The sequence below is a fragment of the Bacteroidales bacterium genome (assembly GCA_035299085.1).
Taxonomy (GTDB): domain Bacteria; phylum Bacteroidota; class Bacteroidia; order Bacteroidales; family UBA10428; genus UBA5072.
On the sequence record DATGXG010000011.1, the window covers coordinates 78,226 to 104,460 of the forward strand.

Below are 26,235 nucleotides of genomic sequence, written 5' to 3' on the forward strand. Positions count from 1 at the left end.
CATTCAAACTTTTCCAAACCATTTCAAACTTTCTCAAACTATATCACAGGGTATCTCTTAAAAATCTGCTCTGATTTAAGTAAAAGATCGATATACTGTGCACGTTTGTAAACAAACGGATCATTCGTTTTCTTATTCGAAAGTTTTCCTTTGAAATCCTCGATCTTACCGTATCTTTTCGACTCCATCCAGGCTTCGATATCCCTGATGATCGTTGAAATATATTCGATCTTGTTCTTATAAACGGTACTTACGATCTCAACACAATCGGCACCGGCCAGAAGCATTTTAACAGCGTCCGATCCGCTGTAAATACCTGTATTAGCACAAATAGATCCCTGGATTGTTCCGTAAACAAGTCCTGCAAACCGCAGGCTCAGTTTATGATCTTCAGGGTTGCTCAGGTTGAACGGAGAAAAATGCTCCTGTTTTTCAATATCGATGTCGGGCTGGAAAAGACGGTTGAATAAAACAAAACCGCTTACTCCGGCCTTATCCATCTTATAAATGATATTCAGAGGATTTGCGTAAAACGGACTCAACTTAACGCTCACAGGAATTTTTACTTTGGCAAGAACTTCCTTCAACACATCAAGCTGGAGATTGGTGACATCGCGTCCGTCGGTTTCTGTTTCACGCGGCACGTAAAAGAAATTCAGCTCAAGGGCATCTACACCGGTTTGCTCAAGAAGCTGGGCGTATTCACCCCATGATTCTTTATAAATAGCATTCAAACTGGCAATTACCGGAATGCCGACACTTTCTTTCACTTTGCGAACGCTTAACAAATGTTCTTCGGGGCCTGCATGCTCAATTGTCGGGAAAAGCTTGGTGCTTTCAGCATTCCGTTCGTTATATTCTTCCAGTTCATCGTTCAGCTGAGCTGATTCGAGCTGTATCTGTTCTTCAAAAAGCGATTTGTAAACGATTGCAGCTACACCTGCCTGTTCTGCACGTTTTACATTGTCAAGTTTGGTTACAAGATTACTTGCACCAAGAATTACGGGATTTTTTAGTTCAATCCCCAGGTACTTTGTTTTTAAATCAACCATGCCAAAAATCTTTAAATAAGTAAGTATTGAATGCTGTAACAAAAATAGAAATTTATATCCATTAACGGCTATTTCTGCAAAAATTACTTTACTCAAAAAATGTTAACAGGTATAAAAAATTACTATCTTTCAGTTAGTTACTGATTCAGTTACAGGCTAATGGAATTATCCCTTGTTATCAGCAGAAGGCCATTTCTGAAGCTGCTTTTCTGGTTCATGAGCGGCATTTATACATCACTTCTATTCGGATACCTGGATGCCATCTATCTTATCGTCCTGGTTTTTACCGGAATAACCCTTTTCGTCATATGTTGTGCACGGCCTGGATTCCATACACACTGGCAATCGGGACTGATAGCAGGCTTAATATTGTTCCTTGCAGGTGCCCTTTCGATGCAACTAACCAACAGGGCCCATCAAAAGATTGCTGCCGGCTGTTACAACGATCTGGCTTTAGTTGAAATCCGTGATGCCGTTAGTATTACAGATAAATCGGTTAAATCAACTGCCGTTATCCATTATCGTATTAAAAACCGGGCAATGATACGCGACGGGCAGCGCATTATTGTAGTTTTTGAGAAGGACTCTTCTTCAATTGTCCTCAAGCCGGGAACTGTATTACTTTGTAAAACAGATATCAGAAACATTTCTCCTCCTTCAAACCCTTTTGAATTTGATTACAGGAAATACATGGCTCGCAAAGGAGTGTTTAACCAGGCATATCTGAAGTCAGGAACCTGGAGGCTTTTTCAACAATACAAAACATTTTCTCCCCGCGTTGAGGCACTTAAAATTCAGCAGGAAATACTTAATCAATACAGGAAAATCGGATTGAACAACACGTACTACAGTATTCTTTCGGCTTTGACACTCGGATATAAAAATGACCTTGAAGCGTCAACAAAGCATGTGTTTTCTGAAACCGGGGTTATGCATGTAATGGCACTTTCAGGTTTCAATGTGGCTGTGCTGGTCTATGCGGCTGGATTTCTATTATTCTTTACATCCTGGATCAAAGGTGGTAAATTATTAAAAATTGCCGTCATTCTTTTTTTGATATGGCTGTTTGCCTTTGTTACCGGTTTATCACCCTCAGTGGTTAGGGCAGCTGTAATGCTGTCTTTTGTGCTTACAGGTAATGCCATTTCCAGGCGGATTAATACGGCAAATATCCTGTTTATTTCGGCTTTTGTGATGCTTGCCTTCTCCCCCTCACTGATCACCGATATCAGCTTTCAGTTGTCGTTTGCAGCTGTTCTGGGCATTATTGTATTTTATCCATTCTTTAACAGGCTGAATCCATTCAAAAACAAAATGTTTCAACGTATATGGCAAATGTTCTCGGTATCATGCGCGGCCCAATTTTCCACTCTGCCTCTGACACTATATTATTTTCACCAGTTTCCGGTATATTTCTGGATTACCAACCTGTTTGTCATACCTCTTGCTTCATGCATTATCTGCGCATCGGGGGTTTATCTCCTCGTTTCCTTTTTTAAGCCTGCCGCACTTGTGGCAGGAAAAGCCCTGACACTGCTATTGAAGGTACTCTTCGGAAGTTTATTGCTCACTGAAAAGCTGCCCTTTTCAGTTATTGAAAATATTTCGGTTGATTTCATGCAGGCATGTATAATTGCAGTGTTTCTCATCCTGCTGGCCATCCTGATGGGCCATCCTAAAAAGCATTTTTTATTTGTAACGGCAGGGTGTTTTGTTTTTTTTCTGCTGGTTACAGGAATGGCCCGTTCGGATTCATCCAGTCATGATGTCCTGCTTATCGGCAAGTTGAGGAACCACTCTGTTATCCACTTAATCACCCGGAATAAGTGTACAGTAATTTGTGATGAACCTGATAAAATCAGTGAGACGGCTATGAATTATGCCTTCACCGGTTTCCGGATTCATTACAGGGTTGCCGGCAATCTTTCGTATTTATCCGGTGAGCAACCTTTCGGATACCGGTCTTCTTTCCTGGGAAAAAACAAACTCTTTCGGGCAGGTGATAAAACCGTGCTGCTGCTTAATGACAGTTCAATATTGAAATGGCAGGCAGCAATACCCCTGGATATTGATGTTTTGATTGTAACAGGAAGTTGTGATGCATCCGATATGATTTTTACATTATTCAGGCCTGGTATAGTAATAACCGATTCATCAGTGGATTACAGGCAAAGAAGTGCCTGGGAAAAGCTGTGCGGTAAAAATGGTTTTGAATTTTATGATGTAAACCGGGATGGGGCTTACCTGCTTGAATCAATCTAAATTTCAACAATTCCGATTCCCTGGCGGGCAATGAAAGGAACAGGGCCTGTACAATCGATGACAGTTGAAGGGACATTATTACCATACCCCCCATCGATTACGGCATCTACAAGGTTTTTATAATGGTCGTAAATCATCTCCGGATCCGATGTATAATCAATTACCTGGTCCTCGTCGTGCACCGATGTGGTTAGCACCGCATTGCCCAGCTCCTTAACGATTTCGATTATTATGTTGTTATCGGGAATACGGATACCGATTGTCTTTTTACGGCTGCGAAAGATTTTCGGAACATTGCTGCTGGCTTCAAGTATAAAAGTGAATGGCCCCGGAAGGCATTGTTTCATCAGCTTAAACGTAGGATTGTTTACATGTTTGGCATAATCGGTGAGCTGGCTGAGACTATGGCAAATGAATGAGAAATTTGCTTTTTCAATATGAATTCCCTTGATCCTTGCAACCCGTTCAACAGCTTTATGACTGAAAATGTCACATCCCAGACCATATACAGTGTCTGTGGGAAACACCAGCACGCCGTTATCGCGCAGCAATTCAACGGCTTTCTGAACCTGACGCTGGCCAGGCGTTTCCGGATGGATTCTTAACAACATGGTTCATGAATAAGGGGGCAAAGATAACGTAAATCCTAATAATACTCATAGGTATAACGTGTGAGCACCCTGTATTTTGTTGCGGGGTAAAACGTATCGAGTGTAGTACAAAGCCCTTTCTCGTCGTATTGATAAGTAATGCGATTGAAATCTTCTTTAGGGTTTCTTCTCCATTTGATTTCAAGAAGGTTCCCCTTTGTATCATAGCTCATTGTTTTCTTAACAAACCGGCTGTTTCCGGGAGACTCTTCAGTTACTTCAATCAGATCACCGGATGGCCCGTAGTTATAAGTATTCCTTACGGTCATCTGGTTGAGTTTATAGCGGGCTTCTTCCTTCAGATTCTTGCGGTCGTCGTAATTGTAGGTCTTTTTTTCGACCGGATCAGGGCTTATTCCAAAAACAGATTCTTCAATAAGGTTTCCCCTGCTGTCATATATAAGCACGAGTTTCGAAGTGACTGTACCTGTCTTATTATATACAGCAACATTAGTTGTAACACCATCTTTTGTAAACACCCGTTTCTCCTGCAGTATAGTTCCTTTCAAATAGCGTATCTCTGTCATCACGCCTTTAGTGTCATAGGAATACAGGTTTTTGAAATTTTCTACACCGTCAAATCCGCTTTCCTCTGTAAGAAGATTCTTGTCGTTATAAACGTATTTCTTCTGGTATGATCCGTCACCTGAATTCCTTGTGTATTCGGTTTTATTGCCCTTTGAGTCATAACTGTATTTTTCAGTATGAAGCACGGTTCCTGCCGGGTTCAACGCGTTCACCTGAATTATGTCGCCTGTTGTGGCATAGGTTGTAACGGAAGTTTTAACACCGTTTTTATCGGGTTTTTCTCCGATATATTTATAATCCCAGCTATACTGATTCTTAACCTTGTTGCGGGCAATGTTCTGCTTGTTCTTCAAATCCTCGTTCTGACCATTGAGCTGAACAAATAAGCACAGAAACGTAAAAAATAAAAAATATCTCATGTAATAAACGCTTCGAAGTTAATGCCGTTGACCAAACTTAAGTTTTTACGGTTGACGGCCTTTAAAGTTTCGGATCATACGGAAGATTAATTGATTAATTTTGCCGTTTTGAACCTATTTAAAATGAATTTAAACAGATACCTTTCCCGCAAATATATCGGACTGGCCCTTGTAATTATTTTCATTGTTTTAAATGTTTTGTTCTTTTCATTGCGTGGCCTTGTATTGAGAAAGGCAATCGAAATCATCAATACAAAAATCAAATCGCATAATTACACGGCTTATTGGGAAGGAGCCCGTTTTCGAGGGTTGAAAACTGTTTTCATAAAGCAAATTTATATTCGTTCAGAATCCGGAAACAATGAGGCACAAATTGATTCGCTGTCTGCCGGAATCCGTGTAACCCCTCTCATATTCGGAAATATAAGATTTAAAAAAGTGCAGTGTACCTCGTTGATCTTGCGGTATCATTCCGATGATTCCATTGCAAAAGTTGAAGAGCTAAAGGAAATAAAGCCCGATTCAACAGGCGCACTTGATTTTCTGAAGGGAAAGGATTTTGCCGGAATGGCCTACAATACCATTCGTCGTTTTATCCATTATATTCCGGGAATCATGGATTTCAAACATCTTGAAGTCCGCCTTTACCAGAACGGTACCACGAGCATTGGCGTGTTGAATAATTTCAGACTGGACAGGAAACATTTGTCGGCGGATATAATCCTTTCGGATAAAACAACAAAAGTTTCAATGCCGCTCACAGGTATGTTCGACAGGCAGGCCTCTCTTGTCAGCATTGAACTCGTTCATACAGATACCGGCATGTTGCCTGTACCCCTTTTAAAGGAACGCTATGGTATTATGGCAGGATTTGATTCACTCTCTTTCAGTATGAATTTCTCTAAAAGAAACCGGCATCTGACTAATCTTACCGGACGATTTGGTTTTGCAGGACTCGTTCTTGGCGGAAAGCGACTGTCAACTGATAAGATCAGGATCAACGATTTCTATTCCTCATTTAAAATCAATTTAGGCAATGATTATATCGAAGTGGACAGTTCATCGGTCAGTGATTTGAACAGCATCCGGCTTCGGGCCTGGCTCAGGGTTGAAACCGGGGATTCGCTGCATATTCATTTTAAAATGTTGCCGCAGACATGGGATGCACAGGCCTTTTTCAGTTCGTTGCCGGAGGGGATGTTTACCAGTTTGATCGGAATGAAGGCAGAAGGAAAGCTTCACTTTTTTCTTGATTTTTCAGTGGATCCCGATAACCCGGACAGTCTGACATTCAACACCCGGTTAACAGGTGAAGATTTCAATATACAGCAATACGGAGCGGATGATTACAGGGTTCTAAACGGTAGTTTCAGGTACCAGGCATATGATAAGGGACGATTGATGGCAACATATATAGTCGGTCCCGAAAATCCGGGATTTGTGACAATCGACCAGATATCGCCGTTCTTAAAGGCCTCCGTGATGACATCGGAAGACGGCAGTTTCTACTTTCATAATGGTTTTAATGCCGATGCGTTCAGGGAATCGATTGCAACCAATATACGCGAAGGGCGCTTTGCAAGGGGAGGAAGCACTATCAGCATGCAGCTTGCCCGTAACGTTTTTCTCAACCGGAATAAAACAGTAGCCCGGAAAATTGAGGAGGCGCTGATCGTATGGCTAATTGAAAATAAGCGCCTGGTTTCAAAACAGCGGATGTACGAAGTGTACCTGAACATAATCGAATGGGGTCCCGGAATTTACGGAATCAACGATGCCAGTCATTTTTATTTCAATAAAAGGCCGGCCGACCTTAATTTGCAGGAAAGCATTTACCTGGCCAGCATAGTACCACGGCCCAAATGGTATAAATACACGTTTGAAAGCAACGGTGTGATGCGGTCATTTTACAGCAATTATTTTAACCGCATGAAACAACTGATGGTGCGGAAACAGTTTATTTCGTCACTGGATACATTTGCGGTAAAACCTGATGTTGTTCTTACAGGCAATGCATCTAAGGTATTTGCGGATACGATAAGGACGAGGGAACCCGTTGAAATGGATATGCTGCCGTCGTTGAATTATTTCGACAGGAAATTACAAATTCAAAATTGAAATTATTTTTGCACTAAATACATCTGACCATGACATTCGATATAGAGCTGATCAGGAGCATTTATGAGAAGTTGCCTGAGCAAATTGAAACTGCACGCCGGTTGCTGAAACGGCCTTTGACATTAACCGAGAAGATATTATACGCACATCTTGAAACTCCTGCAGGCACACCGTTCGAACGGGGAAAGGATTATGTGAGTTTTATGCCCGACAGGGTTGCCATGCAGGACGCTACTGCCCAGATGGCTCTTCTGCAGTTTATGCAGGCCGGACGTAAAAAGGTGTCCGTACCATCAACAGTTCATTGTGATCACCTGGTGCTTGCAAAAGACGGGGCAGATAAGGATCTTACCACGGCTCAGTCAGTAAACCGTGAGGTATTTGATTTTCTGTCATCCGTGGCAAATAAGTACGGCATTGGTTTCTGGAAACCGGGGGCGGGAATTATTCACCAGGTTTTGCTTGAGAATTATGCCTTTCCGGGCGGAATGATGATTGGCACTGATTCACACACTGTAAATGCCGGGGGACTGGGAATGGTTGCCATTGGTGTCGGAGGTGCGGATGCATGCGATGTTATGGCCGGATTGTCGTGGGAGTTGAGATTCCCGAAACTAATTGGCGTAAAGCTTACAGGCAAAATGAATGGCTGGACTTCAGCCAAGGACGTGATACTGAAATTAGCAGGACTGCTCTCGGTTAAAGGCGGTACCGGATACATTGTGGAATATTTCGGTGAAGGTGCCGGCACCATTTCCTGCACGGGTAAGGGCACCATTTGTAATATGGGTGCTGAAATCGGCGCTACTACATCGGTATTCGGCTATGATGCCAAAATGGAAGCATACCTCAGAGGCACAGGTCGTGCTGACGTAGCTGACATGGCAAATGCCATAAGCGGGCATCTGAAAGCGGATAAGGAAGTAGAATCAGAACCTGCTGCTTATTACGACCAGGTGATTGAAATCAATCTTTCAGAACTGGAACCTTATATAAACGGGCCGTTCACTCCTGATCTGGCAACTCCCATATCTGAATTCACAAAGACTGTAATTGAAAAGGGCTGGCCGGAAAAGCTGGAGGCAGGATTGATTGGTTCATGCACGAATTCATCCTATGAAGATCTTACCCGATCGGCCTCTGTTGCCAAACAGGCAATCGATAAAAAGCTGAAGGCAAAATCGGAGTTTATAATAACGCCGGGTTCTGAGCAGGTAAGATACACCGCCGAACGGGACGGAATCCTGGATGTGTTCAGTACATTGGGCGGAACAGTGCTTGCCAACGCCTGCGGGCCATGCATTGGACAATGGGCAAGGCATGGCGCTGAAAAACAGGAGCGGAATTCGATAATGACATCATTTAACCGGAATTTTGCCAAGCGAAATGACGGCAATCCGAATACTCACGGGTTTGTTGCTTCGCCTGAAATAGTGACTGCTTTTTCGATTGCAGGAACACTTACTTTTAACCCGGTGACCGATTCCTTATTAAATGAAGCGGGACAGCAGGTTAAGCTTGATGCACCGGTTGGTCTTGAAATGCCCCCCAGAGGCTTTTCGGTAAAAGATAACGGTTACCAGGCTCCGGCTGTGGATGGAAGCAGGATCCAGGTCAAGGTTGATCCATCAAGTGACCGGCTTCAATTGCTCGAACCTTTTGAATCATGGGATGGGAAAGATTATTCAGGGTTGCAGTTACTGATCAGGGTAAAAGGCAAATGTACAACCGATCATATCTCGATGGCGGGATCATGGCTTAAATACAGGGGGCACCTGGATAACATTTCAAATAATATGCTAATTGGTGCCGTAAATTCTTTTAATAGCAGCACAAACCTTGTAAGAAACCAGTTAACGGGTGAATACGGTGAAGTGCCGGCTACAGCAAGAGCATACAAAGCAGCTAACCTTGGAAGTATAATTGTGGGAGATGAGAATTATGGTGAAGGCTCATCCCGTGAACATGCTGCCATGGAGCCACGTCACCTGGGTGTGAAAGCAGTGCTTGTACGGTCGTTTGCCCGCATACATGAAGCTAACCTGAAAAAACAGGGGATGCTTGCACTAACATTCTCAGATAAGGCGGATTATGAAAAGATTCGTGAAAATGACCGGATCGATATTACGGGTCTTGACAGTTTCACACCGGGCAAACCGCTTGTCGTTACATTGAAGCATGATGACGGCACATCGGAAACCATCCTGGCCGCTCATACTTACAATGAAAATCAAATTGAATGGTTTAAAGCGGGTTCAGCCCTAAACCTGATCCGACAAAACCAGTAGGATTAAGTATTGGTGTATCACTATTTTTGTATATTAGTGTTTCTTTTACCTCCAATACCGTAAATCTTGAGAAAAAATATTTCTGAACTGCGTCCCATTGCAAAAGGGGATAAAAAAACTATCCGCGGATGGGTGATGTATGACTGGGCCAATTCGGTGTACCAGCTGACGATCGGGTCCACTATTTTTCCGATATATTATAACGCTGTAACAAAGCATGGTAACGATTTTACAGTTGATTTCTTCGGATTAAAAGCTCCGAATACGGTTCTTTATGCCTGGTCAATTGCCCTTTCCTATTTTGTAATTGCCGTTTTCTCGCCTTTCTTTTCATCTATTGCCGATTTTACCGGCAGGCGGAAGAGTTTTATGAAAGTATTTACATGGATAGGCGCCCTGTCGTGCGGGATGCTTTTCTTTTTCAATGGCAACCGGGTTGAATTGGGACTTATTGCCTTCACCCTGGCCACACTGGGATATGGAGGCAGTCTCGTTTTTTATAATTCATTTCTTCCGGTTATTGCTGTGCCTGAAGAACAGGATCGGATAAGTGCCCGGGGATATTCTATGGGCTACCTGGGAGGTGTGATATTGCTTCTTATAAACCTCGTATTCGTTTTGTTTCCTAAGGTGTTTGGAATAACGGATGATACGTTTGCTCCCAGGCTTGCATTCCTCACCGTGTTTATTTGGTGGATCGGTTTTTCGCAAATGACCTTTTTGAGGTTGCCGAAATACACATTCGGCAAAAGGGTGAAAGGGCAGGATCCTTTATTTTACGGATATATTGAACTGCGCAATGTTTTCAACCAGGTTCGGAAGATGAGAAAGCTGAAGATTTACCTGGTCGGATTCTTTTTCATGACTATGGGTGTACTTACTGTGATGTCAATGGCCGCTACCTATGGTACAAAGCAGCTTCATCTTAAGGATGATATTCTTATTGCCACCATCCTTCTAATTCAGCTCATCGGTATGTTCGGTGCCTGGTCTTTTGCGCGTATATCTGAAAAGATTGGCAATTTCAAGGCCCTGATCTTATCCATTTTCATCTGGATACTGGTTATTCTTGCTGTTTATTTCGTAACCGATGCAGCGGGTTTTATCATTGTGGCATGCGTGGTAGGAGTGGTTATGGGAGGTACGCAATCGCTGGCCCGCTCCACGTATTCAAAGATGCTTCCTGAAACCCGGAATCACACATCCTTTTTTAGTTTCTATGATGTAATGGAAAAGCTTGCCATGGTTGGAGGCACTTTCAGTTTTGGCATTATTGAAGCCATTACGGGTTCCATGCGGTATTCGGTACTAGCCATTACAACCTTCTTCATTATCGGATTGTTTTTCCTTCTGTTACTGTTAAAGGATCAACAAACTGTCGAAAGCCCTGCTTAATTTTGCAGGGTCAAATTAAATGAAATCATCCCGATTAATTGTAATAGCCGGGCCTACTGCAGTGGGTAAAACTGCCGTTGCCGTTCACCTGGCCAGGGATCTGCAAACCGACATTGTTAATGCAGATTCTCGCCAGGTTTTTCGAGAAATGAGCATTGGCACCGCTGCCCCGACAGATAACGAAAAATCACTTGCAACGCATCACTTTGCAGGTCACCGGTCTATCCACGAGCCCTATAATGCCAGCATGTTTGAGCAGGAAGTGATCGGTTTCCTGGATGAGTGGTTTAAAGATCATGATACGATAATTGTAACCGGCGGGAGTGGTTTATATATAAATGCAGTTTTATATGGAATTGATGATTTGCCGAATATAAGTCACGAAATAAGAAATACAGTTCATTCCGATTTCAGGAAATATGGCTTACAGGGCATACAGGCTATGCTTAAAGAAACTGATCCTGAATATTATGAACGGGTTGATCTGAACAATCCCCAGCGGATCATGAAAGCTCTTGAAGTTTATTTAATGACAGGCAGAACCTATTCTTCTTTTCTTACAGGTGCAGCAAGGAAAAGGAATTTTCAGGTTACAGGTATCGCACTGGATTTGCCTCGCGGCGAGTTGCATGAAAAGATCAATTCACGTGTTGATGCGATGATTGAAAACGGACTTTTAGATGAAGCCCGTTCACTTTATCCGTTCCGTGATTTGAATGCTTTAAATACCGTGGGTTACAAAGAGCTTTTCGCTCATTTGGATGGTCATATGAGCCTTTCTGACGCCGTCACCAAGATCAAAGATCACACCCGCCAGTATGCCCGCCGCCAGCTCACCTGGTTCCGCCGCGATCCCGTTTACAAATGGTTCCATCCGGGGGATTATAAGGGAATAATCGAATTGTTGAAACGATAGCCACCATAAGCCACGGAGTGGCGACATCTTTGTAGTAATCGCATATGTGTATGAAAACAGAGCCGCGTTAGTGGCGAAATCTTAATCAAGTTCGAATGATTCTATGAATATTGCTAATATAAAGATGTCGCCACTCTGTAGCTCCAACTTTCCATTGTTACAGATTACTACAAAGATGTCGCCACTCCGTGGCTTTTGCTAAGCCGAAGCTGGCTTTTACTACAAAGATATGCCACTCCGTGGCTTTTACTAAGCCGAAGCTGGCTTTTACTACAAAGATGGCGCCACTCCCTGGCTGTTGGAACATATTGGCTTATAAATCAATTCATATAATCCAAAACACAAGTAAAATTTTTAAATTTGATTCAATAAACGTTAACCTAAATAATCTCATTATGGCAAATACTTACACCCAACTCTACGTGCAACTTATCTTCGCTGTACAAGGCAGATTAAATCTTATTCATGAAAATATCCGCGACGAATTGGAAAAATACATGTGTGGAATTGTAAAAAATAATAAATCCAAGGCTCTCGCTTTATTTTGTAACCCGGATCACGTTCATTTCCTTATCGGATTACATCCGACAATGTCTGTATCCGACATGGTAAGAGAAATCAAATCCAACTCTACATCTTTTATAAATGATAAAAAATGGATTATGGGAAAATTTTGCTGGCAGGATGGCTTCAGTGCCTTTACATATTCCAAATCGCAAATAGATGCAGTATCAAAATATATTCTCGATCAGCCTCAACATCATAAGAAAAAAACATTCAGAGAAGAATATCTTGATTTATTAAAAAAATGGGAAATGCAATACGATGATCGATATGTTTTTGATTTCTATGATTAATTGAATGACTCCTCAACCTAACCATTTTGTAATCCGCGTGTACGGGTTGGTGCTAAACAAAACGGCACAAATTTTGTTAAGTGATGAATATTTGTTTAACCAACGAATGACAAAATTTCCCGGGGGAGGGTTGGAATTCGGAGAAGGACCTGAAGATTGCATCCGTCGGGAAGCTATAGAAGAATTCGGACAGGAAATAGAAATCATTCAGCATTTTTATACAACAGGCTTTTATCAGCCTGCATTGTTCTTTGAAAATCACCAGTTGCTCAGCATCTATTATATCATTAAATTCAGGGAAAAACCTTTGTTCCGAATCTCTGAAAAACATTTCGATTTCAATGAAATAAACGGTAGTCAGTCTTTCCGCTGGGCATCACTGGACGAATTAACTGAAGAGGATCTTACATTCCCCGTCGATCGTTATGTGCTTAACTTACTGAAAGAAAATCATAGGGAAAACATAAGTCGTTGGGGTCATATTTAAGAATCTTTAAAATTTCACTTTTGCGTTTTCAAACAATATTTATTTATATTTACGAAAAGTCAGGATCCAATTTTACATTAACCTTTAAATTGAAACTAATGAGCTTAGCTTATAAAAAATTCGCAGCATTGTTCGTTCTGGTAGCAGGCCTGTGTATGGGCACTTTTGCACAGGATAAAACGGAGGCAATAAACTTATTTAACCAGGGCGTTGAGCAAATGAAAGCCAATGATCCCAATGCAGTGAACACATTCGAAAAAGTGGTCGCTATATGTGATCAGATTGGTGATTCGGCACAGGATGTAAAATCCAAAGCTATTACCGTTATCCCTGACCTCTATTATAAAAAGGCTTATAACCTTCTGATGACGGACAAAAAAGTGAATGAATCGCTTCAAGCTTCCAAAACCACTCTTGCAATGGCCGATAAATACCAGGATCCGAATGTAAAGGAAAGCACTCAGAAGCTGATGATACAGGCTTATACTTCAATGGCCGCCAATTACGGTCAAACTAAGGAATATGATAAGGCAGTTCTGGCATGCGACAGTATCCTGGCTATCAATCCTGATCACACCCCGACACTTTATAACAAGGCATTAATGCTCAGAGGCCTTGATAAAGGACCTGAATTTGAGCAGACAATCGACCTGTATCTTTCCAAAATTCAGGGTGATGCTGCAAAGACTGAACAGGCTAACAAAGTGGCCCGTGATTATTTCAGGGTTGCCGGTGGAAAAGCCAATAAGGACAATAAGCTGAATGACGCTGTTACTCTTTTGACCAAAGCATCCAAATACGGTGAAGACAATAATCTCTATTACCAGTTTGCCAGCGTTTATAATAAACAGAAAAAGTTTGAACTCGCTGCAACCAACGCACAGAAAGGTCTTGATATGGATGCCGCTGCCACCCCAGAGAATAAGGCAAAATACTATTATGAGCTCGGTACTGCCCAGGCCGGATTAGGCAAAACAAGCGATGCATGCCAGTCGCTTACCAATGCCATGTATGGTCCGTTCCTTAACGCTGCCAAAGGCCAGAAAACGAATCTGAAATGCCCGCAGTAATCATCAATTGATATTTACATGCGAAAGCGTGAAGGTCTCCTTCACGCTTTCGTTTTTTATTTATTTTTGCGTACCTAATAAAACATGGAAATCATCGGACTAATACCGGCAGGAGGACTCGCGAAGAGAATGGGCAGAATCCCCTGCAGCAAGGAGATCTTTCCGTTTGTCAGTTCGAACGGAGAGGTCACTGTGGCTTCCTTGAATCTGATCCGTTATTTTAAAAATGCAGGAATAACTTCATTATATTATATCCTTGGAAAAGGCAAATGGGACATACCTGAATATTTCGGGTCGGGTTCAACCGATGGTGTTGACCTGGGTTATCTTATTGCATCTCTGCCCTTCGGAACCCCCTTTACACTTGACCAGGCTTATCCATTTGTAAAAAACTCTGCTGTTGCACTGGGTTTCCCCGATATTCTTATTGAGCCGGAAGATGCCTTCAGCGTGATGAAAAATCGCTTCTCTGCTGAAGAAACAGATATCCTGCTTGGCGTCGTCCCTTCAGCGGAATACCTCAAATCGGACATGCTTGAATTTGATGAGAATAATAAGATAAAAGCTCTTATAATCAAACAAAAAAGGCCTGATCTCAAATTCAGCTGGTTCGGCGCTATCTGGAGCCCCATTTTCACAGAGTTTCTTCATCAATTTCTTGCCGGTTTTCTTAAAAGGAATCCTTCCGGGAAATTTGATCCGGGAGCCGGTACGGAGAGAGAATTATTCATCGGCGATGTAATACAGGCTGCCATCGATAACCACCTCAGGATTGATTATCATATGTTCGGTGACGGAAGATACACTGACATCGGAACTCCTGAAGCAATACGCGACTATATCCTATGAAAGCAGTGATTCTTGCGGGTGGTAAAGGAACCAGGTTGGGTGAGTTCACCCGTGAAATTCCAAAGCCTATGATACCCATAGGTAATAAACCGCTTCTTCATCACCAGGTTGATTTGCTTGTTCAGAATGGCATTACCGATATTATCATTCTTGTCAATTACCTTAAAGACCCCATCATGAGCTATTTCAGCGATGGTTCTTCTTTCGGCGCCCGGATTACTTATTACGAAGAAAAGGAACCTCTTGGAACTACAGGAGGCATCAGGGAAATAGAGCACTTATTGACAGAAGACTACCTTGTCCTCTACGGAGATGTGATGGTGAACATGGACATCACAAGGTTGATAAACTTTCATAGTCAGCGCAAAAGTGAATGCACGCTGGTTCTTCATCCAAATGATCACCCGTTCGACAGCGACCTTGTCGAGACGGATCCAACTGACCGGGTAATCGCCTTTCATCCTAAACCCCATAATAAGGGTGAATGGTATCATAATCTTGTAAATGCAGGTGTTTATGTATTTTCACCTGCTATCCATTCTTATATCGAAAAGGGAAAGAAAGCTGATTTCGGGAAAGATATTTTTCCTTCGGCCTTTGGCAATTTAGCCATGTTCGGTTACCACACAACCGAATACCTTAAGGATATGGGCACCCCGGACCGACTTCAGAAGGTAAACAAAGACCTTGAATCGGGGAAAATTGAGAGAAGCAGCTACAGGCATTTGCAGCCTGCTGTCTTTCTCGACAGGGACGGTGTTATCAATACCGAGCGAAGTTATATTAGCAAGCCTGAAGAGCTTGAAATATATGATTTCACTGCACCGGCGATCCGCAAGATAAACCAGGCAGGATATGTTTCTGTTGTGGTTACCAACCAAAGCGCTATCGCCCGTAACCTCTGCACCGAAGAGGATGTGCATACCATTCACAAAAAACTTGAGACCGTTCTTGGCGATCAGGGTGCCTGGCTTGATGCGATTTATTATTGCCCGCACCATCCCGATAAGGGATTCCCGGAGGAAAACCCGGTTTACAAAATCGAATGCGATTGCCGGAAACCTGCTACCGGCATGTTTAAGAAAGCCATTGAGAAATTTAGTATTGATCCCACGATTTCTTATATGATAGGTGATTCGGAACGGGATATCCAGGCCGGATTTAATGCAGGTTGTATTACAATTGGCGTCAGAACGGGGTATGGCATTCGCAAAACAAAGCTGATTCCCGATTACATGTTCAATGATCTTAAGGAAGCGGCTGATTTTATCACCGATGATCCTTTGGATCAGACCGCTGTAGAAATTCTTCAAAAGCTTGTACCCGTTAAAAAGCAGAGAAAATTAATTCTTGTGGGCGGAAACACTAGAAGTGGCAAAAGCACGCTGGCTTCCTATCTTCGGTTGCTTTTTAAAAGGAAAGGATATAAATCACTGCAGGTTTCACTCGATAACTGGTTGCTTGCCGAAGAGAACAGGACTCCCGGAATGAATGTGTATGACCGGTTTCAGCTTAAAAAGATTGAAAGTGACATCCGGAACCTTCTGTCAGGAAATTCAGTATTACTTTCAACATACACAAACCATGTGGAAAGGAAGCATCTTGAAGTTATATATAACGCTTCAGACAGCGATTTTATAATCATTGAAGGTGTTGTAGCGCTTAGTTCTTCAGTGCTACGTGATGCAGCCGACCTTAAAATATTCATCAATATCCCTACGGATTTGTTCCTTAAAAGAATGGAACACTATTATTCCTGGCGCGGATTATCCGGCCAGGAGACCACAGCGCTCATCAAAAAAAGAGAAGTGGATGAATATCAATTAATAGAAAAAGAAAGTAAATTAGCTGATCTGATCATTAATTCACCCGGTACATGATAATTACCCGCACTCCATTTCGTGTAAGCTTTGTCGGCGGAGGATCCGACATGGAAGCATTTTATACACGCTGCCCGGGTGCCGTGCTGAGCACAAGCATCAATAAATACATGTATATTTCATCTCACCGGTTCTTTTTTCCCGGTCAGCTAAGGGTGAAATATTCTGAAACAGAAACAGTAAACACAATTGACGAGCTTAAACACCCGCTTTTGAAAGAGGCTATGCGTAAAGCAGGCGTTAAAAGCGGCATTGAAATAAGCTCTATTGCTGATATTCCGTCAGGAACGGGTATGGGTTCTTCCTCATCATTCACTGTGGGATTACTGCATTGCCTTTATGCAGTGAAACGGCAATATGTCACTCATGAACAGCTTGCCCGCGAAGCCTGCCAGATTGAAATTGAAATCCTGGGTGAGCCCATCGGAAAACAGGACCAGTATGCCGCTGCATTTGGAGGACTCAACATTATCCATTTTAATTCAGACGGGAATGTGGTTGTGGAGCCCCTCTATATTAAAAATGAAGTATACCGGAACCTGCAGCAGAACCTTGTCATGTTTTATGTAGGTAATCAGCGTAAGGCATCCGATATACTGTCGGAACAAAAGAAGAACGTTTCACAGGAGGATAAATTCAATATACTTAAATCGATGGTCGGTCTTGTGGGCGATCTGAGAAACAGTCTTTATTCCGGTGAACTGGAGAGTTTCGGAGAAATTCTTCATGAAAACTGGATTCTGAAACAGAAACTGGCTTCGCAAATCAGCAACAGCCAGATTGATGAAATTTATAAAGCCGGATTAAATGCCGGGGCAACGGGAGGAAAACTGCTCGGCGCCGGTGGCGGAGGTTTCATGCTATTCTATTGCGATGAAAGCAAACAACAAAAGCTTCTGGATGACTTGAAACCACTTGAAAAGTTCGATTTTGCATTTGATCGTGAAGGTTCTAAAGTAATTTATTTTGCGGATGAAGAATTCTGAATTTAATACCTATTTCGATAAGGTTTCAGATACGCTGGCCCGGATTGACACGGATTCCTTAATGAAACTGGTCGGTCTGCTGCTGAAATCAAGAGAAGAAGGCAGCCATGTCTATATTTTCGGAAATGGTGGAAGCGGGGCTACGGCATCCCATGTGACCGGCGACTTTCTGAAAGGAATTTCATACGGCCTTGACAAGCGATTCAAAGTACAATGCCTTAACGACAATATTTCAGGAATGATGGCTATTTCAAATGACCTCAGTTATGAGGAAATTTTTATTGAACAGCTCAGGGCATTTCTGAAAAAGGATGATGTTGTCATCGGTATTTCAGGCAGCGGAAATTCAGCCAATGTGGTTAAGGCCATGGAGTATGCCCGTTCACAGGGAGCAGTTACAGTGGCATTCTGCGGATACAAAGGCGGAAAGATAAAAGACATTGCCGATATTGTAATTCATGCACCTGTACAAGACATGGAAGTCACCGAGGATGTTCATATCATTATCTTTCATGCCATCAAACAGGTAATGATGAAAGAACTGAAAGGCGACAATTTTTCGATGGGAAGCACCTATGACGCCAGAGTTCAGTAGGCTGGATGCCGGATGCTGGATACTGGAAACTGGATGCCTGCGGTCCCATCCGTCTCATAGGTCTCATAGGTCCCATAAATGAACACTGAACATCGAACACCGATTTAAGATTTTAGAAGATTAACAAAAACATCGAACAAGGAACACCGTTTTAAGATTTAAGAAGTTCTTACTAACAGACTAACACACTAACAGACTATAAAATGTTCTTTTCAGTTGTTGTCCCTACGTATTGCAGGCCTGATGAAGTCACTGAACTTTTAGCAAGCCTTGAAAAGCAGGAACTGAAAGATTTTGAGATTATCCTTGCCGATGGCAGTCCCGACAATTCTGTCGCCCTTGTGTCAGAACCCTTTAAAAACAGGGTGTCATTAAAGCATCTTCATAAACCGAAGCTTGGCATCAGCGAATCACGGAACTGGGGTGTAGAAAACGCATCCGGTGAAATGATCGTATTTTTCGATTCGGATTGCGTAATTCCTCCGCAGTATTTCGGTACGGTAAAGCAATATCTTTCGGCCGATCCCCTTGATGCCTACGGTGGTCCCGACAGGGCCGACGAGTCATTCAGCAGTCAGCAAAAGGCGATTAGCTATGCCATGACTTCCTTTTTTACAACAGGTGGAATCAGGGGAAGAAAAAGGCATGCCGGCCATTATCAGCCCAGGAGCTTCAATATGGGCATCCGCAGGTCGGTTTTTAATGCACTTGGCGGTTTCAGCGGGTTAAAAGTTTCGGAAGATATTGACCTGAGTATGCGTCTGAAGAAAGGCGGTTACAGGTCGGGCCTGATAGAAGACGCCTATGTGTATCATAAAAGACGTTCCACTTTCTACAAATTCTTCAGGCAGGTCATGTCATTCGGAAGTGGCCGCATTGACCTTCAGCTCAGGCATGGTGATGCACTGAAACCTGTTCATACCCTTCCTGCTTTGTTTGTTATTTATGTTGTGGCAGGATTGCTTGCCGGGCTTATATTTAAGCCGCTTCTTGTTCTTTGGGCTTCATCACTGCTGGTTTATATACTGGCTGTGTTTATGGATTCAACCATTCAGAACAGGAGTATTAAAATCGGGTTCCTCAGTATATATGCCACCTTTGTGATGCTTTTCGGATATGGTTTTGGAATGATCAGGGCTGCATTTGCCCGTTTTATCCTGGGGAGTAAAATAGAAAGCGAAAAGCCGGAGATTACGAAGGAAGCGTAGAACAGCGTCCGTCATCGGGTGTAGGAACACCTTATTAAGGATCACCCAATGATATGACAACCATGGGCTTTCACGAATAGCTACGAAGTAGCGAGATCTGAATAACCGCGGGTGAAACCCGTGGATTATGATGCCAGCAGACAAGAACCCTGAAAGGGTTCAATTTCAATTATGCATTATTCAACTCTTTCAGAGTTGTGTTCGTGATCGTAGCACCGGACCACGGGTTTCACCCGCGGTTATTCAAATTGAACCCTTTCAGGGTTATTCATTAGCATACAACGAATTACGAAAAGTCGTCATTAGTAGGAGCCGGTGAGATCCATGATTATAGTAATTAACTGATGCGACGAAGCAATCTTCCCGAACAGGAAGGGCGCTGCAAAGTGATAAATCAGTTTCAGACTCTCTTGGCCAGGGTCCGCCTGTGCCAGCAGATTGCTTCGTCGCAATTACATTTCTGTTATAATCATTGATAATCTGGCTCCTCGCAATGACGGGGCTTTGTCAGATCTCCTTCTCAATATAATACTCATTCCTGCTTGAAGAGGAGCGGGAAACAAGTTCGCCAAGGAATCCTGCCGTGAACAGCTGCATTCCGATGATCATTGAAGTGAGGGCTATATAAAAATAGGGACTTTGGGTAACCAGTTTTGCCCTGATGTGATGGGCAACGGATAGGAGCTTTTCAATACCCAGGTAGCTGGCCATCACGAGACCGATAAAAAACATGAGAGAGCCCAGGAGACCGAAAAAATGCATGGGCCTGCGGCCAAACCTTGATATAAAGCTTATTGAAAGTAGATCGAGGTAGCCGTTGATGAACCGCTCCAGTCCGAACTTGGTCTTACCAAACTGCCTTTTCCGGTGTTGCACGACTTTTTCACCGATCTTCTTAAATCCGGCCTTTTTGGCGATGATGGGAATATACCGGTGCATCTCGCCGTAAACCTCAATAGCTTTCACCACTTCATTCCGGTATGCCTTTAACCCGCAGTTGAAATCATGCAGCTTAATGCCGCTGAAAACCCGTGCTGACCAGTTATAGAGTTTACTCGGAATATTTTTCGTGAATGTATTGTCGTATCTTTTTTTCTTCCAGCCAGACACCAGGTCAAACCGGTCGTTCATAATCATGGAATAGAGGCCGGGAATTTCATCCGGACTATCCTGGAGGTCAGCATCCATTGTAATAACCACATGTCCTGCCGCAACGCGGAAAGCACAATGCAGCGCAGCCGATTTCCCGTAATTTCTGCGAAATTTAATGCCCCTTATGGTTTTATATTCGCTTGCCAGTTTTTCAATGATATTCCATGAACCATCGTCGCTGCCGTCATCCACCATAATTACCTCGTATGAATAGTTGTTGTCAACCATTACGCGGTTAATCCATTCCACAAGTATAGGCAGCGATTCGGCTTCATTATACAATGGAACAACTACTGAAATGTCAGGATTCATGGGCATAATTTTAAATTATCTGGAGACGGGATTCTGATTTTTCTTTGTGAATGAGGCAACAATAAGCGAAAGTATGGTTCCGAAGATGAATGTTGAATAAATGTTGCTGAAAAAATTAGGTAACGGACTAGAATTTGACTGGGATTTTTCAATCATATCCATCAATTCATCAATATTTTTCTGGGGAGTACCAGCCAGGTTCATCCAGGTAAAAAACGAGCTTTTGAACGCCTCAACCATTTTATTTGCATAACCCGGATCAATATATAAATTAAAAACCAGATCATAAAAACCGGATAAAACGGTTTCAAAAATAAGTATAAGAAGTCCGACATATAAAGCCTGGAAGAAAGTGATGGAACCGCCAAGGATTTTATCCCGGTAATTTTTCATTCCGGTTGAAACAAAAACAATAACAACTGCAAATTTAAGAAGCGCCAGCAATACCATCCTTGAAACTGAGGCCGTAGGCATATAGCCAAACAGATACATGAGCAGGGATGAAACAATGGAAAGACCTCCGAGGATCGCACCATAGGTCATTGTAAACTGCAGCATCGAAGGTTTTTTATCCATGTAATTACGCTTGTATTTTAAAGGCCCGACAAAAATAGAAATTTTAAACGTATGCTCAGGCTTTGTAAATTTATAAAAAGTTCATAGTTTTGCACCCGCCGGGTAAGTCTCATACGGCCAGCTCCTGCTGAACTCCCCCAGGTTCGGAAGGAAGCAAGGGTAGGCGGTTGTAGCGGCGCGATATGATAAGCTTACCCGGTTTTTGTTTTTAGTCTGCTTGACTGTTAGTCTTTTAGTCTGTTAGGCAAAAGACCAACCACAGAACTTTTTTCCGAGACTAACAGACTAACAGACTACAGACTAACAGACTACTTCAAAGCCTTAATCACCTCATCCGGAGCCTGCACCAGCTCAACCAAAACACCTTCGCTGCATAACGGGAATTGCTCGTTGCCCTTGGGATGGATAAAGCAAACATCATATCCGGCCGCGCCTTTGCGAATTCCACCTGGAGTGAAACGTACACCCTGAGCCGTAAGCCATTCCACAGCTTTTGCCAGGTCATCAATCCACAATCCTATATGATTTAATTTGGGTTCATGAACCTTAGGTGATTTTTCAGGATCAATAGGTTGCATTATATCAACCTCCACTGCAAATGGTCCTTTTCCTATTCTGAGTATATCCTCGTCAACGTTTTCGCGCTCACTTTTAAAGGTGTTGACTTTTTCAAGTCCCATAATATTCACCCAAAAATTTTCGAGTCTTGTTTTCGACTCATTTCCAATGGCAATCTGTTGAATTCCTAATACTTTAAAAGGTCTCATAGTGTGTAAGTTTTTTAAGAGCACGAAAATAAGTAATAAATGAGTTAATTTTCCGCATTATTTTCCTGAAAATACATGAAGAAACTTATTACCTTCCTTTTAAGACGTATTCCGCGTCCGTGGCTCATCCGGTTCAGTCTTGTATTTATGCGGTTTGCCGCAGTTTTCTACCGTGGGAACAAAGTGGAATGCCCCGTTTGCGAAGGTCGTTTCAGTAAGTTCCTGCCTTATGGCTATGTTAAAGCCAGGGAAAATGTATTGTGCCCGCAGTGCCTGTCGCTCGAAAGGCACCGGTTATTGTGGCTATACCTTAAAAACAGGACCCGTTTTTTTTCAGATCCGCTGAGTGTACTGCATGTAGCGCCGGAGCAATGCTTTTACAAGCGTTTCAGGAAACTAAAAAATCTCAACTATATTACAGCTGACCTGGAATCACCCATTGCCAATGTGAAAATGGATATCCAACAGATCCCTTTTCCTGATGATCAATTTGATGTGGTCATCTGTAATCATGTGCTGGAGCATGTTCCTGACGACACCAAAGCGATTGGTGAAATATTCAGGGTTCTGAAACGGGGAGGATTCGCCATTATGCAGGTTCCCACTGCCTATGATATGGAGAAGACGATTGAAGATCCGTCAATCACCGATCCGGCTGAACGCCAGCGTTTGTTTCATCAGCATGATCATTTCAGGCTGTATGGAAAAGATTACCTGCAACGTGTGATGGCAGCGGGTTTTGTTACCGGTGAACAAAACTACCTGCTTACCATTCCTGAGGAACAACGGCAGAAATTCAGGTTGCCTGAAATGGAATATATGTATGGATATTATAAACCATAAAATTTAACGATTTATAAAACAAATAGTTGACATAAAATTGAATGAAAAAATTTGAATTTTTGTAGTTTTTTTTCGCATAATGCAGAATTGAAATAATTATTTATTTATATTTGCCCAGTAATTAAAAACATGAGAAATATCATTATTATCGTGAACGTCCTTATCCTCGTGGTCCTTCAGAAACCGAGGTGAGAATGGTTTACGATAATCTGAGATAAAACAGAGCCATTCTTACCGGAAAGAATGGCTTTTTTAATTTAAAAAAAGTATTAAATAAAAGATATTCAACGATATGAAGATCCCACTGAGAAGTTCAGCCACAACTGAAGGCCGCAGAATGGCCGGTGCCAGAAGCTTATGGCGCGCTACCGGAATGAGAGAAGACCAAATGGGAAAGCCCATTATTGCTGTGGTAAATTCGTTTACTCAATTTGTGCCGGGACATACCCATCTTCACCAGATAGGCCAGGAAGTAAAAGCCTGGATCGAAAAGGAAGGATGTTATGCTGCTGAATTCAATACAATTGCCATTGACGACGGGATTGCCATGGGCCACGACGGTATGCTGTATTCACTGCCTTCGCGCGACCTGATTGCCGACAGCGTTGAATACATGTGCAATGCCCATAAGGTTGACGGTATGATTTGTATCAGCAACTGTGACAAGATCACCCCGGGTATGCTTATGGCGGCCATGCGACTGAATATCCCCGCTGTTTTTGTTTCGGGTGGACCCATGGAAGCCGGAGTCGTCGGGAAAAAGAAGATGGACCTCATTGATGCCATGGTTATGGCAGCCGATGATAATGTATCGGAGGAAGAACTTTCCGTTGTTGAGCGTGAGGCCTGTCCCACCTGCGGTTCCTGTTCAGGAATGTTTACCGCCAATTCAATGAACTGCCTTAATGAGGCCATTGGCCTGGCCCTGGCTGGTAACGGCACTATAGTGGCGACCCATAAAAACAGGCTGGCCCTGTTTGAAAGAGCGGCCAAACAAATTGCCCTTATCACCAAAAAATATTACGGTGAAGGTGATGCCTCGGTATTGCCGAGGTCCGTTGGCACCCGTGCCGCTTTCATGAATGCCATGGCACTTGACATTGCCATGGGCGGATCGACAAACACCGTTCTTCACCTGCTGGCCATCGCCCGCGAAGCTGAGGTCGATTTCACCATGAAAGATATTGATGAACTCTCCCGCAAAATACCCGTTCTCTGCAAAGTTGCACCCAGTTCGCATTATCATGTTGAAGATGTAAACCGGGCAGGTGGTATTCTCGGTATTATGGGTGAACTTGACAGGGCCGGTCTTGTAGACACTTCAGTTAAAAGAGTGGATCTCCTTACTCTTAAGGAAGCCATAACGACCTTTGATATAACATTACCCACTGCAACAGCCGAGGCAAAAGAAATTTATGCCAGCGCACCTGCAGGCATCAAAAACCTTAAAATGGGCAGCCAGGGCGTTATGTACAAGCAACCTGACCTTGACAGGCAGAACGGATGTATACGTGATCTTGAACACTGTTATTTCAGAGATGGAGGACTTGCTGTACTTTATGGAAATATTGCGCGCGATGGCTGTGTGGTTAAAACCGCCGGGGTGGATGAATCCATCTTTAACTTCAGAGGTACCGCGAAAGTTTTTGAATCACAGGATGAAGCCTGTGACGGAATCCTCGATGGAAGGGTTAATGCCGGTGATGTGGTTGTTATCCGGTATGAAGGACCCAAAGGCGGACCCGGCATGCAGGAAATGCTCTATCCTACATCATACATCAAATCAAAAGGCCTTGGTAAAAGCTGTGCATTGCTTACCGACGGTAGGTTTTCCGGCGGTACATCAGGACTTTCAATAGGCCATGTTTCTCCTGAAGCTGCCTCAGGCGGTGAGATCGGGCTGTTACAGGACAATGATATAATTGAAATCAATATTCCGGGTAGGGCCGTTAATGTGGTGCTCCCGCAGGGGGAGCTTGAACGTCGCAAACAAAAAGAGGAAAGCAGGGGTAATAAGGCTTTTACTCCCGCTGACCGCAACAGAACCATTTCCAAAGCTCTACAGGCATATGCCAGTATGGTTATGTCGGCTGATAAAGGAGCAGTGAGGGAAATTAAAGGCTGTTGATCCCTTATATATTAAGTTAATTTATTTCAAAAATATCCGTCATGAAAGCAACGAAAGAAATAGAAACTCCTATAGATATTCCCAAAAAAGTAAGGGTTACTGGTGCCGAAGCCATTATGATGAGCCTTATCCATGAAGGCGTTGACACCATATTCGGTTACCCGGGCGGGGCTATTATGCCTGTTTACGATGCACTTATGAACTATACAGAACAGTTGCGTCATATTCTTACCCGCCACGAACAGGGTGCCATTCACGCCGCCCAGGGTTACGCAAGGGTTACCGGTAAAGTGGGCGTTTGCATGGCCACTTCGGGACCCGGTGCTACAAACCTTATCACAGGAATCGCTGACGCGCAGATTGATTCCACACCACTTGTGTGCATAACCGGCCAGGTTTCCGCAGGACTCCTCGGAACCGATGCTTTCCAGGAAACGGACGTTATCGGCATTTCAATGCCCGTCACTAAATGGAACTACCTCATTACAAAACCTGAAGAAATACCGTCAATCCTTGCACAGGCTTTTTATATTGCGAAAACAGGCCGTCCCGGACCCGTTTTGGTTGATATAGCCAAGAATGCCCAGTTCGGGATGCTCGACTTTGAGTACCACAAATGTATAAAAATGAGGAGTTATGCTCCGGAGCCAAGGATAAGCCTTGACAATCTCAAGACTGCCACCGCCCTGATTAACAGCGCAAAAAAACCTTATATTCTTGCAGGACAGGGAATTATACTTGGAAATGCCGAAGAAGAATTCAGGGCTTTCGTTGAAAAATCGGGAATACCGGTTGCCTGGACAATCCTTGGGTCTTGCGCCCTTCCGAAGGAACACCGGCTGAATGTAGGCATGCTTGGTATGCACGGAAATTATGCAACCAACCTGCTTACAAATG

At 43.1% G+C, this 26,235-nt stretch carries 22 protein-coding genes and 1 other RNA gene; 17 read left to right on the plus strand and 6 right to left on the minus strand.

Annotation, left to right across the window (positions count from 1 at the left end; all coding sequences use genetic code 11):
- Window positions 1-38 precede the first annotated feature (38 nt).
- Window positions 39-1,052 (minus strand): dihydroorotate dehydrogenase-like protein, encoded by a 1,014-nt coding sequence (locus VK179_02225; protein ID HLO57531.1) that lies wholly within the window; start codon window positions 1,050-1,052, stop codon window positions 39-41.
- A 159-nt stretch (window positions 1,053-1,211) separates the two neighbouring features.
- On the opposite strand from VK179_02225, the gene VK179_02230 reads away from it, so the two are divergent.
- Window positions 1,212-3,314, plus strand: coding sequence for a ComEC/Rec2 family competence protein (locus VK179_02230; GenBank protein HLO57532.1), 2,103 nt, complete (start codon window positions 1,212-1,214; stop codon window positions 3,312-3,314).
- Here the strand turns inward: VK179_02230 and VK179_02235 are convergent.
- A complete protein-coding gene (locus VK179_02235; GenBank protein ID HLO57533.1) occupies window positions 3,311-3,925 on the minus strand; it encodes an L-threonylcarbamoyladenylate synthase in 615 nt (204 codons plus the stop codon). The genes VK179_02230 and VK179_02235 overlap by 4 nt on opposite strands.
- Window positions 3,926-3,960: 35 nt before the next feature.
- The gene (locus tag VK179_02240) at window positions 3,961-4,911 is read right to left on the minus strand and encodes a hypothetical protein (GenBank protein HLO57534.1); all 951 of its coding nucleotides are present in this window, start codon (window positions 4,909-4,911) and stop codon (window positions 3,961-3,963) included.
- 123 nt (window positions 4,912-5,034) lie between these two features.
- Here VK179_02240 and VK179_02245 point away from each other — a divergent pair, with 123 nt between their 5' ends.
- The 12 genes from VK179_02245 (at window position 5,035) to VK179_02300 (ending at window position 19,560) form a co-directional block, all read left to right on the plus strand.
- Complete coding sequence (locus VK179_02245) at window positions 5,035-7,029, plus strand: biosynthetic peptidoglycan transglycosylase (GenBank protein ID HLO57535.1); 1,995 nt, start codon at window positions 5,035-5,037, stop codon at window positions 7,027-7,029.
- Between the two features lie 29 nt (window positions 7,030-7,058).
- On the plus strand, window positions 7,059-9,317 hold the full coding sequence (locus tag VK179_02250; protein HLO57536.1) for an aconitate hydratase: 2,259 nt from the start codon (window positions 7,059-7,061) through the stop codon (window positions 9,315-9,317).
- Between the two features lie 66 nt (window positions 9,318-9,383).
- Window positions 9,384-10,712 (plus strand): MFS transporter, encoded by a 1,329-nt coding sequence (locus VK179_02255; protein ID HLO57537.1) that lies wholly within the window; start codon window positions 9,384-9,386, stop codon window positions 10,710-10,712.
- A gap of 19 nt (window positions 10,713-10,731) precedes the next feature.
- A complete protein-coding gene (gene miaA, locus VK179_02260) occupies window positions 10,732-11,628 on the plus strand; it encodes a tRNA (adenosine(37)-N6)-dimethylallyltransferase MiaA (GenBank protein ID HLO57538.1) in 897 nt (298 codons plus the stop codon).
- A 395-nt stretch (window positions 11,629-12,023) separates the two neighbouring features.
- Window positions 12,024-12,485: an IS200/IS605 family transposase gene (gene tnpA / locus VK179_02265; protein ID HLO57539.1), complete on the plus strand. Its 462-nt coding sequence runs from the start codon at window positions 12,024-12,026 to the stop codon at window positions 12,483-12,485.
- A gap of 4 nt (window positions 12,486-12,489) precedes the next feature.
- Window positions 12,490-12,972, plus strand: a complete 483-nt coding sequence (locus VK179_02270) for an NUDIX domain-containing protein (GenBank protein ID HLO57540.1) — start codon at window positions 12,490-12,492, stop codon at window positions 12,970-12,972.
- 98 nt (window positions 12,973-13,070) lie between these two features.
- Entirely contained in the window at window positions 13,071-14,042 is a 972-nt protein-coding gene (locus VK179_02275; protein ID HLO57541.1) for a hypothetical protein, read from the plus strand.
- A gap of 84 nt (window positions 14,043-14,126) precedes the next feature.
- On the plus strand, window positions 14,127-14,891 hold the full coding sequence (locus VK179_02280; protein HLO57542.1) for a hypothetical protein: 765 nt from the start codon (window positions 14,127-14,129) through the stop codon (window positions 14,889-14,891).
- A complete protein-coding gene (locus VK179_02285) occupies window positions 14,888-16,771 on the plus strand; it encodes an HAD-IIIA family hydrolase (protein HLO57543.1) in 1,884 nt (627 codons plus the stop codon). The genes VK179_02280 and VK179_02285 overlap by 4 nt, the downstream gene beginning before the upstream one ends.
- Window positions 16,768-17,757, plus strand: a complete 990-nt coding sequence (locus tag VK179_02290; GenBank protein ID HLO57544.1) for a hypothetical protein — start codon at window positions 16,768-16,770, stop codon at window positions 17,755-17,757. Before VK179_02285 ends, VK179_02290 begins: the two co-directional genes overlap by 4 nt.
- Window positions 17,744-18,352 carry an SIS domain-containing protein gene (locus VK179_02295; GenBank protein HLO57545.1) on the plus strand — a complete coding sequence of 203 codons (609 nt, stop codon included), beginning with the start codon at window positions 17,744-17,746 and terminating at the stop codon, window positions 18,350-18,352. The genes VK179_02290 and VK179_02295 overlap by 14 nt, the downstream gene beginning before the upstream one ends.
- A 203-nt stretch (window positions 18,353-18,555) precedes the next feature.
- A complete protein-coding gene (locus tag VK179_02300) occupies window positions 18,556-19,560 on the plus strand; it encodes a glycosyltransferase (protein HLO57546.1) in 1,005 nt (334 codons plus the stop codon).
- A 507-nt stretch (window positions 19,561-20,067) separates the two neighbouring features.
- Here the strand turns inward: VK179_02300 and VK179_02305 are convergent.
- Both VK179_02305 and VK179_02310 read right to left on the minus strand, forming a co-directional pair.
- Window positions 20,068-21,024, minus strand: a complete 957-nt coding sequence (locus VK179_02305; protein ID HLO57547.1) for a glycosyltransferase family 2 protein — start codon at window positions 21,022-21,024, stop codon at window positions 20,068-20,070.
- A 15-nt stretch (window positions 21,025-21,039) separates the two neighbouring features.
- The gene (locus VK179_02310) at window positions 21,040-21,600 is read right to left on the minus strand and encodes a DUF4199 domain-containing protein (GenBank protein HLO57548.1); all 561 of its coding nucleotides are present in this window, start codon (window positions 21,598-21,600) and stop codon (window positions 21,040-21,042) included.
- 100 nt (window positions 21,601-21,700) lie between these two features.
- On the opposite strand from VK179_02310, the gene ffs reads away from it, so the two are divergent.
- An RNA gene (ffs, locus tag VK179_02315) (signal recognition particle sRNA small type) lies at window positions 21,701-21,800 on the plus strand.
- Between the two features lie 108 nt (window positions 21,801-21,908).
- Here the strand turns inward: ffs and VK179_02320 are convergent.
- Window positions 21,909-22,367 (minus strand): VOC family protein, encoded by a 459-nt coding sequence (locus VK179_02320; GenBank protein HLO57549.1) that lies wholly within the window; start codon window positions 22,365-22,367, stop codon window positions 21,909-21,911.
- 75 nt (window positions 22,368-22,442) lie between these two features.
- Between VK179_02320 and VK179_02325 the strand changes: the two genes are divergently transcribed.
- The 3 genes from VK179_02325 to VK179_02335 form a co-directional block, all read left to right on the plus strand.
- A complete protein-coding gene (locus tag VK179_02325) occupies window positions 22,443-23,210 on the plus strand; it encodes a methyltransferase domain-containing protein (protein HLO57550.1) in 768 nt (255 codons plus the stop codon).
- 292 nt (window positions 23,211-23,502) lie between these two features.
- The gene (ilvD, locus tag VK179_02330; protein ID HLO57551.1) at window positions 23,503-25,338 is read left to right on the plus strand and encodes a dihydroxy-acid dehydratase; all 1,836 of its coding nucleotides are present in this window, start codon (window positions 23,503-23,505) and stop codon (window positions 25,336-25,338) included.
- A gap of 41 nt (window positions 25,339-25,379) precedes the next feature.
- Window positions 25,380-26,235 (plus strand): thiamine pyrophosphate-binding protein (locus tag VK179_02335; protein HLO57552.1); only part of this gene is annotated, 856 nt, incomplete at its 3' end.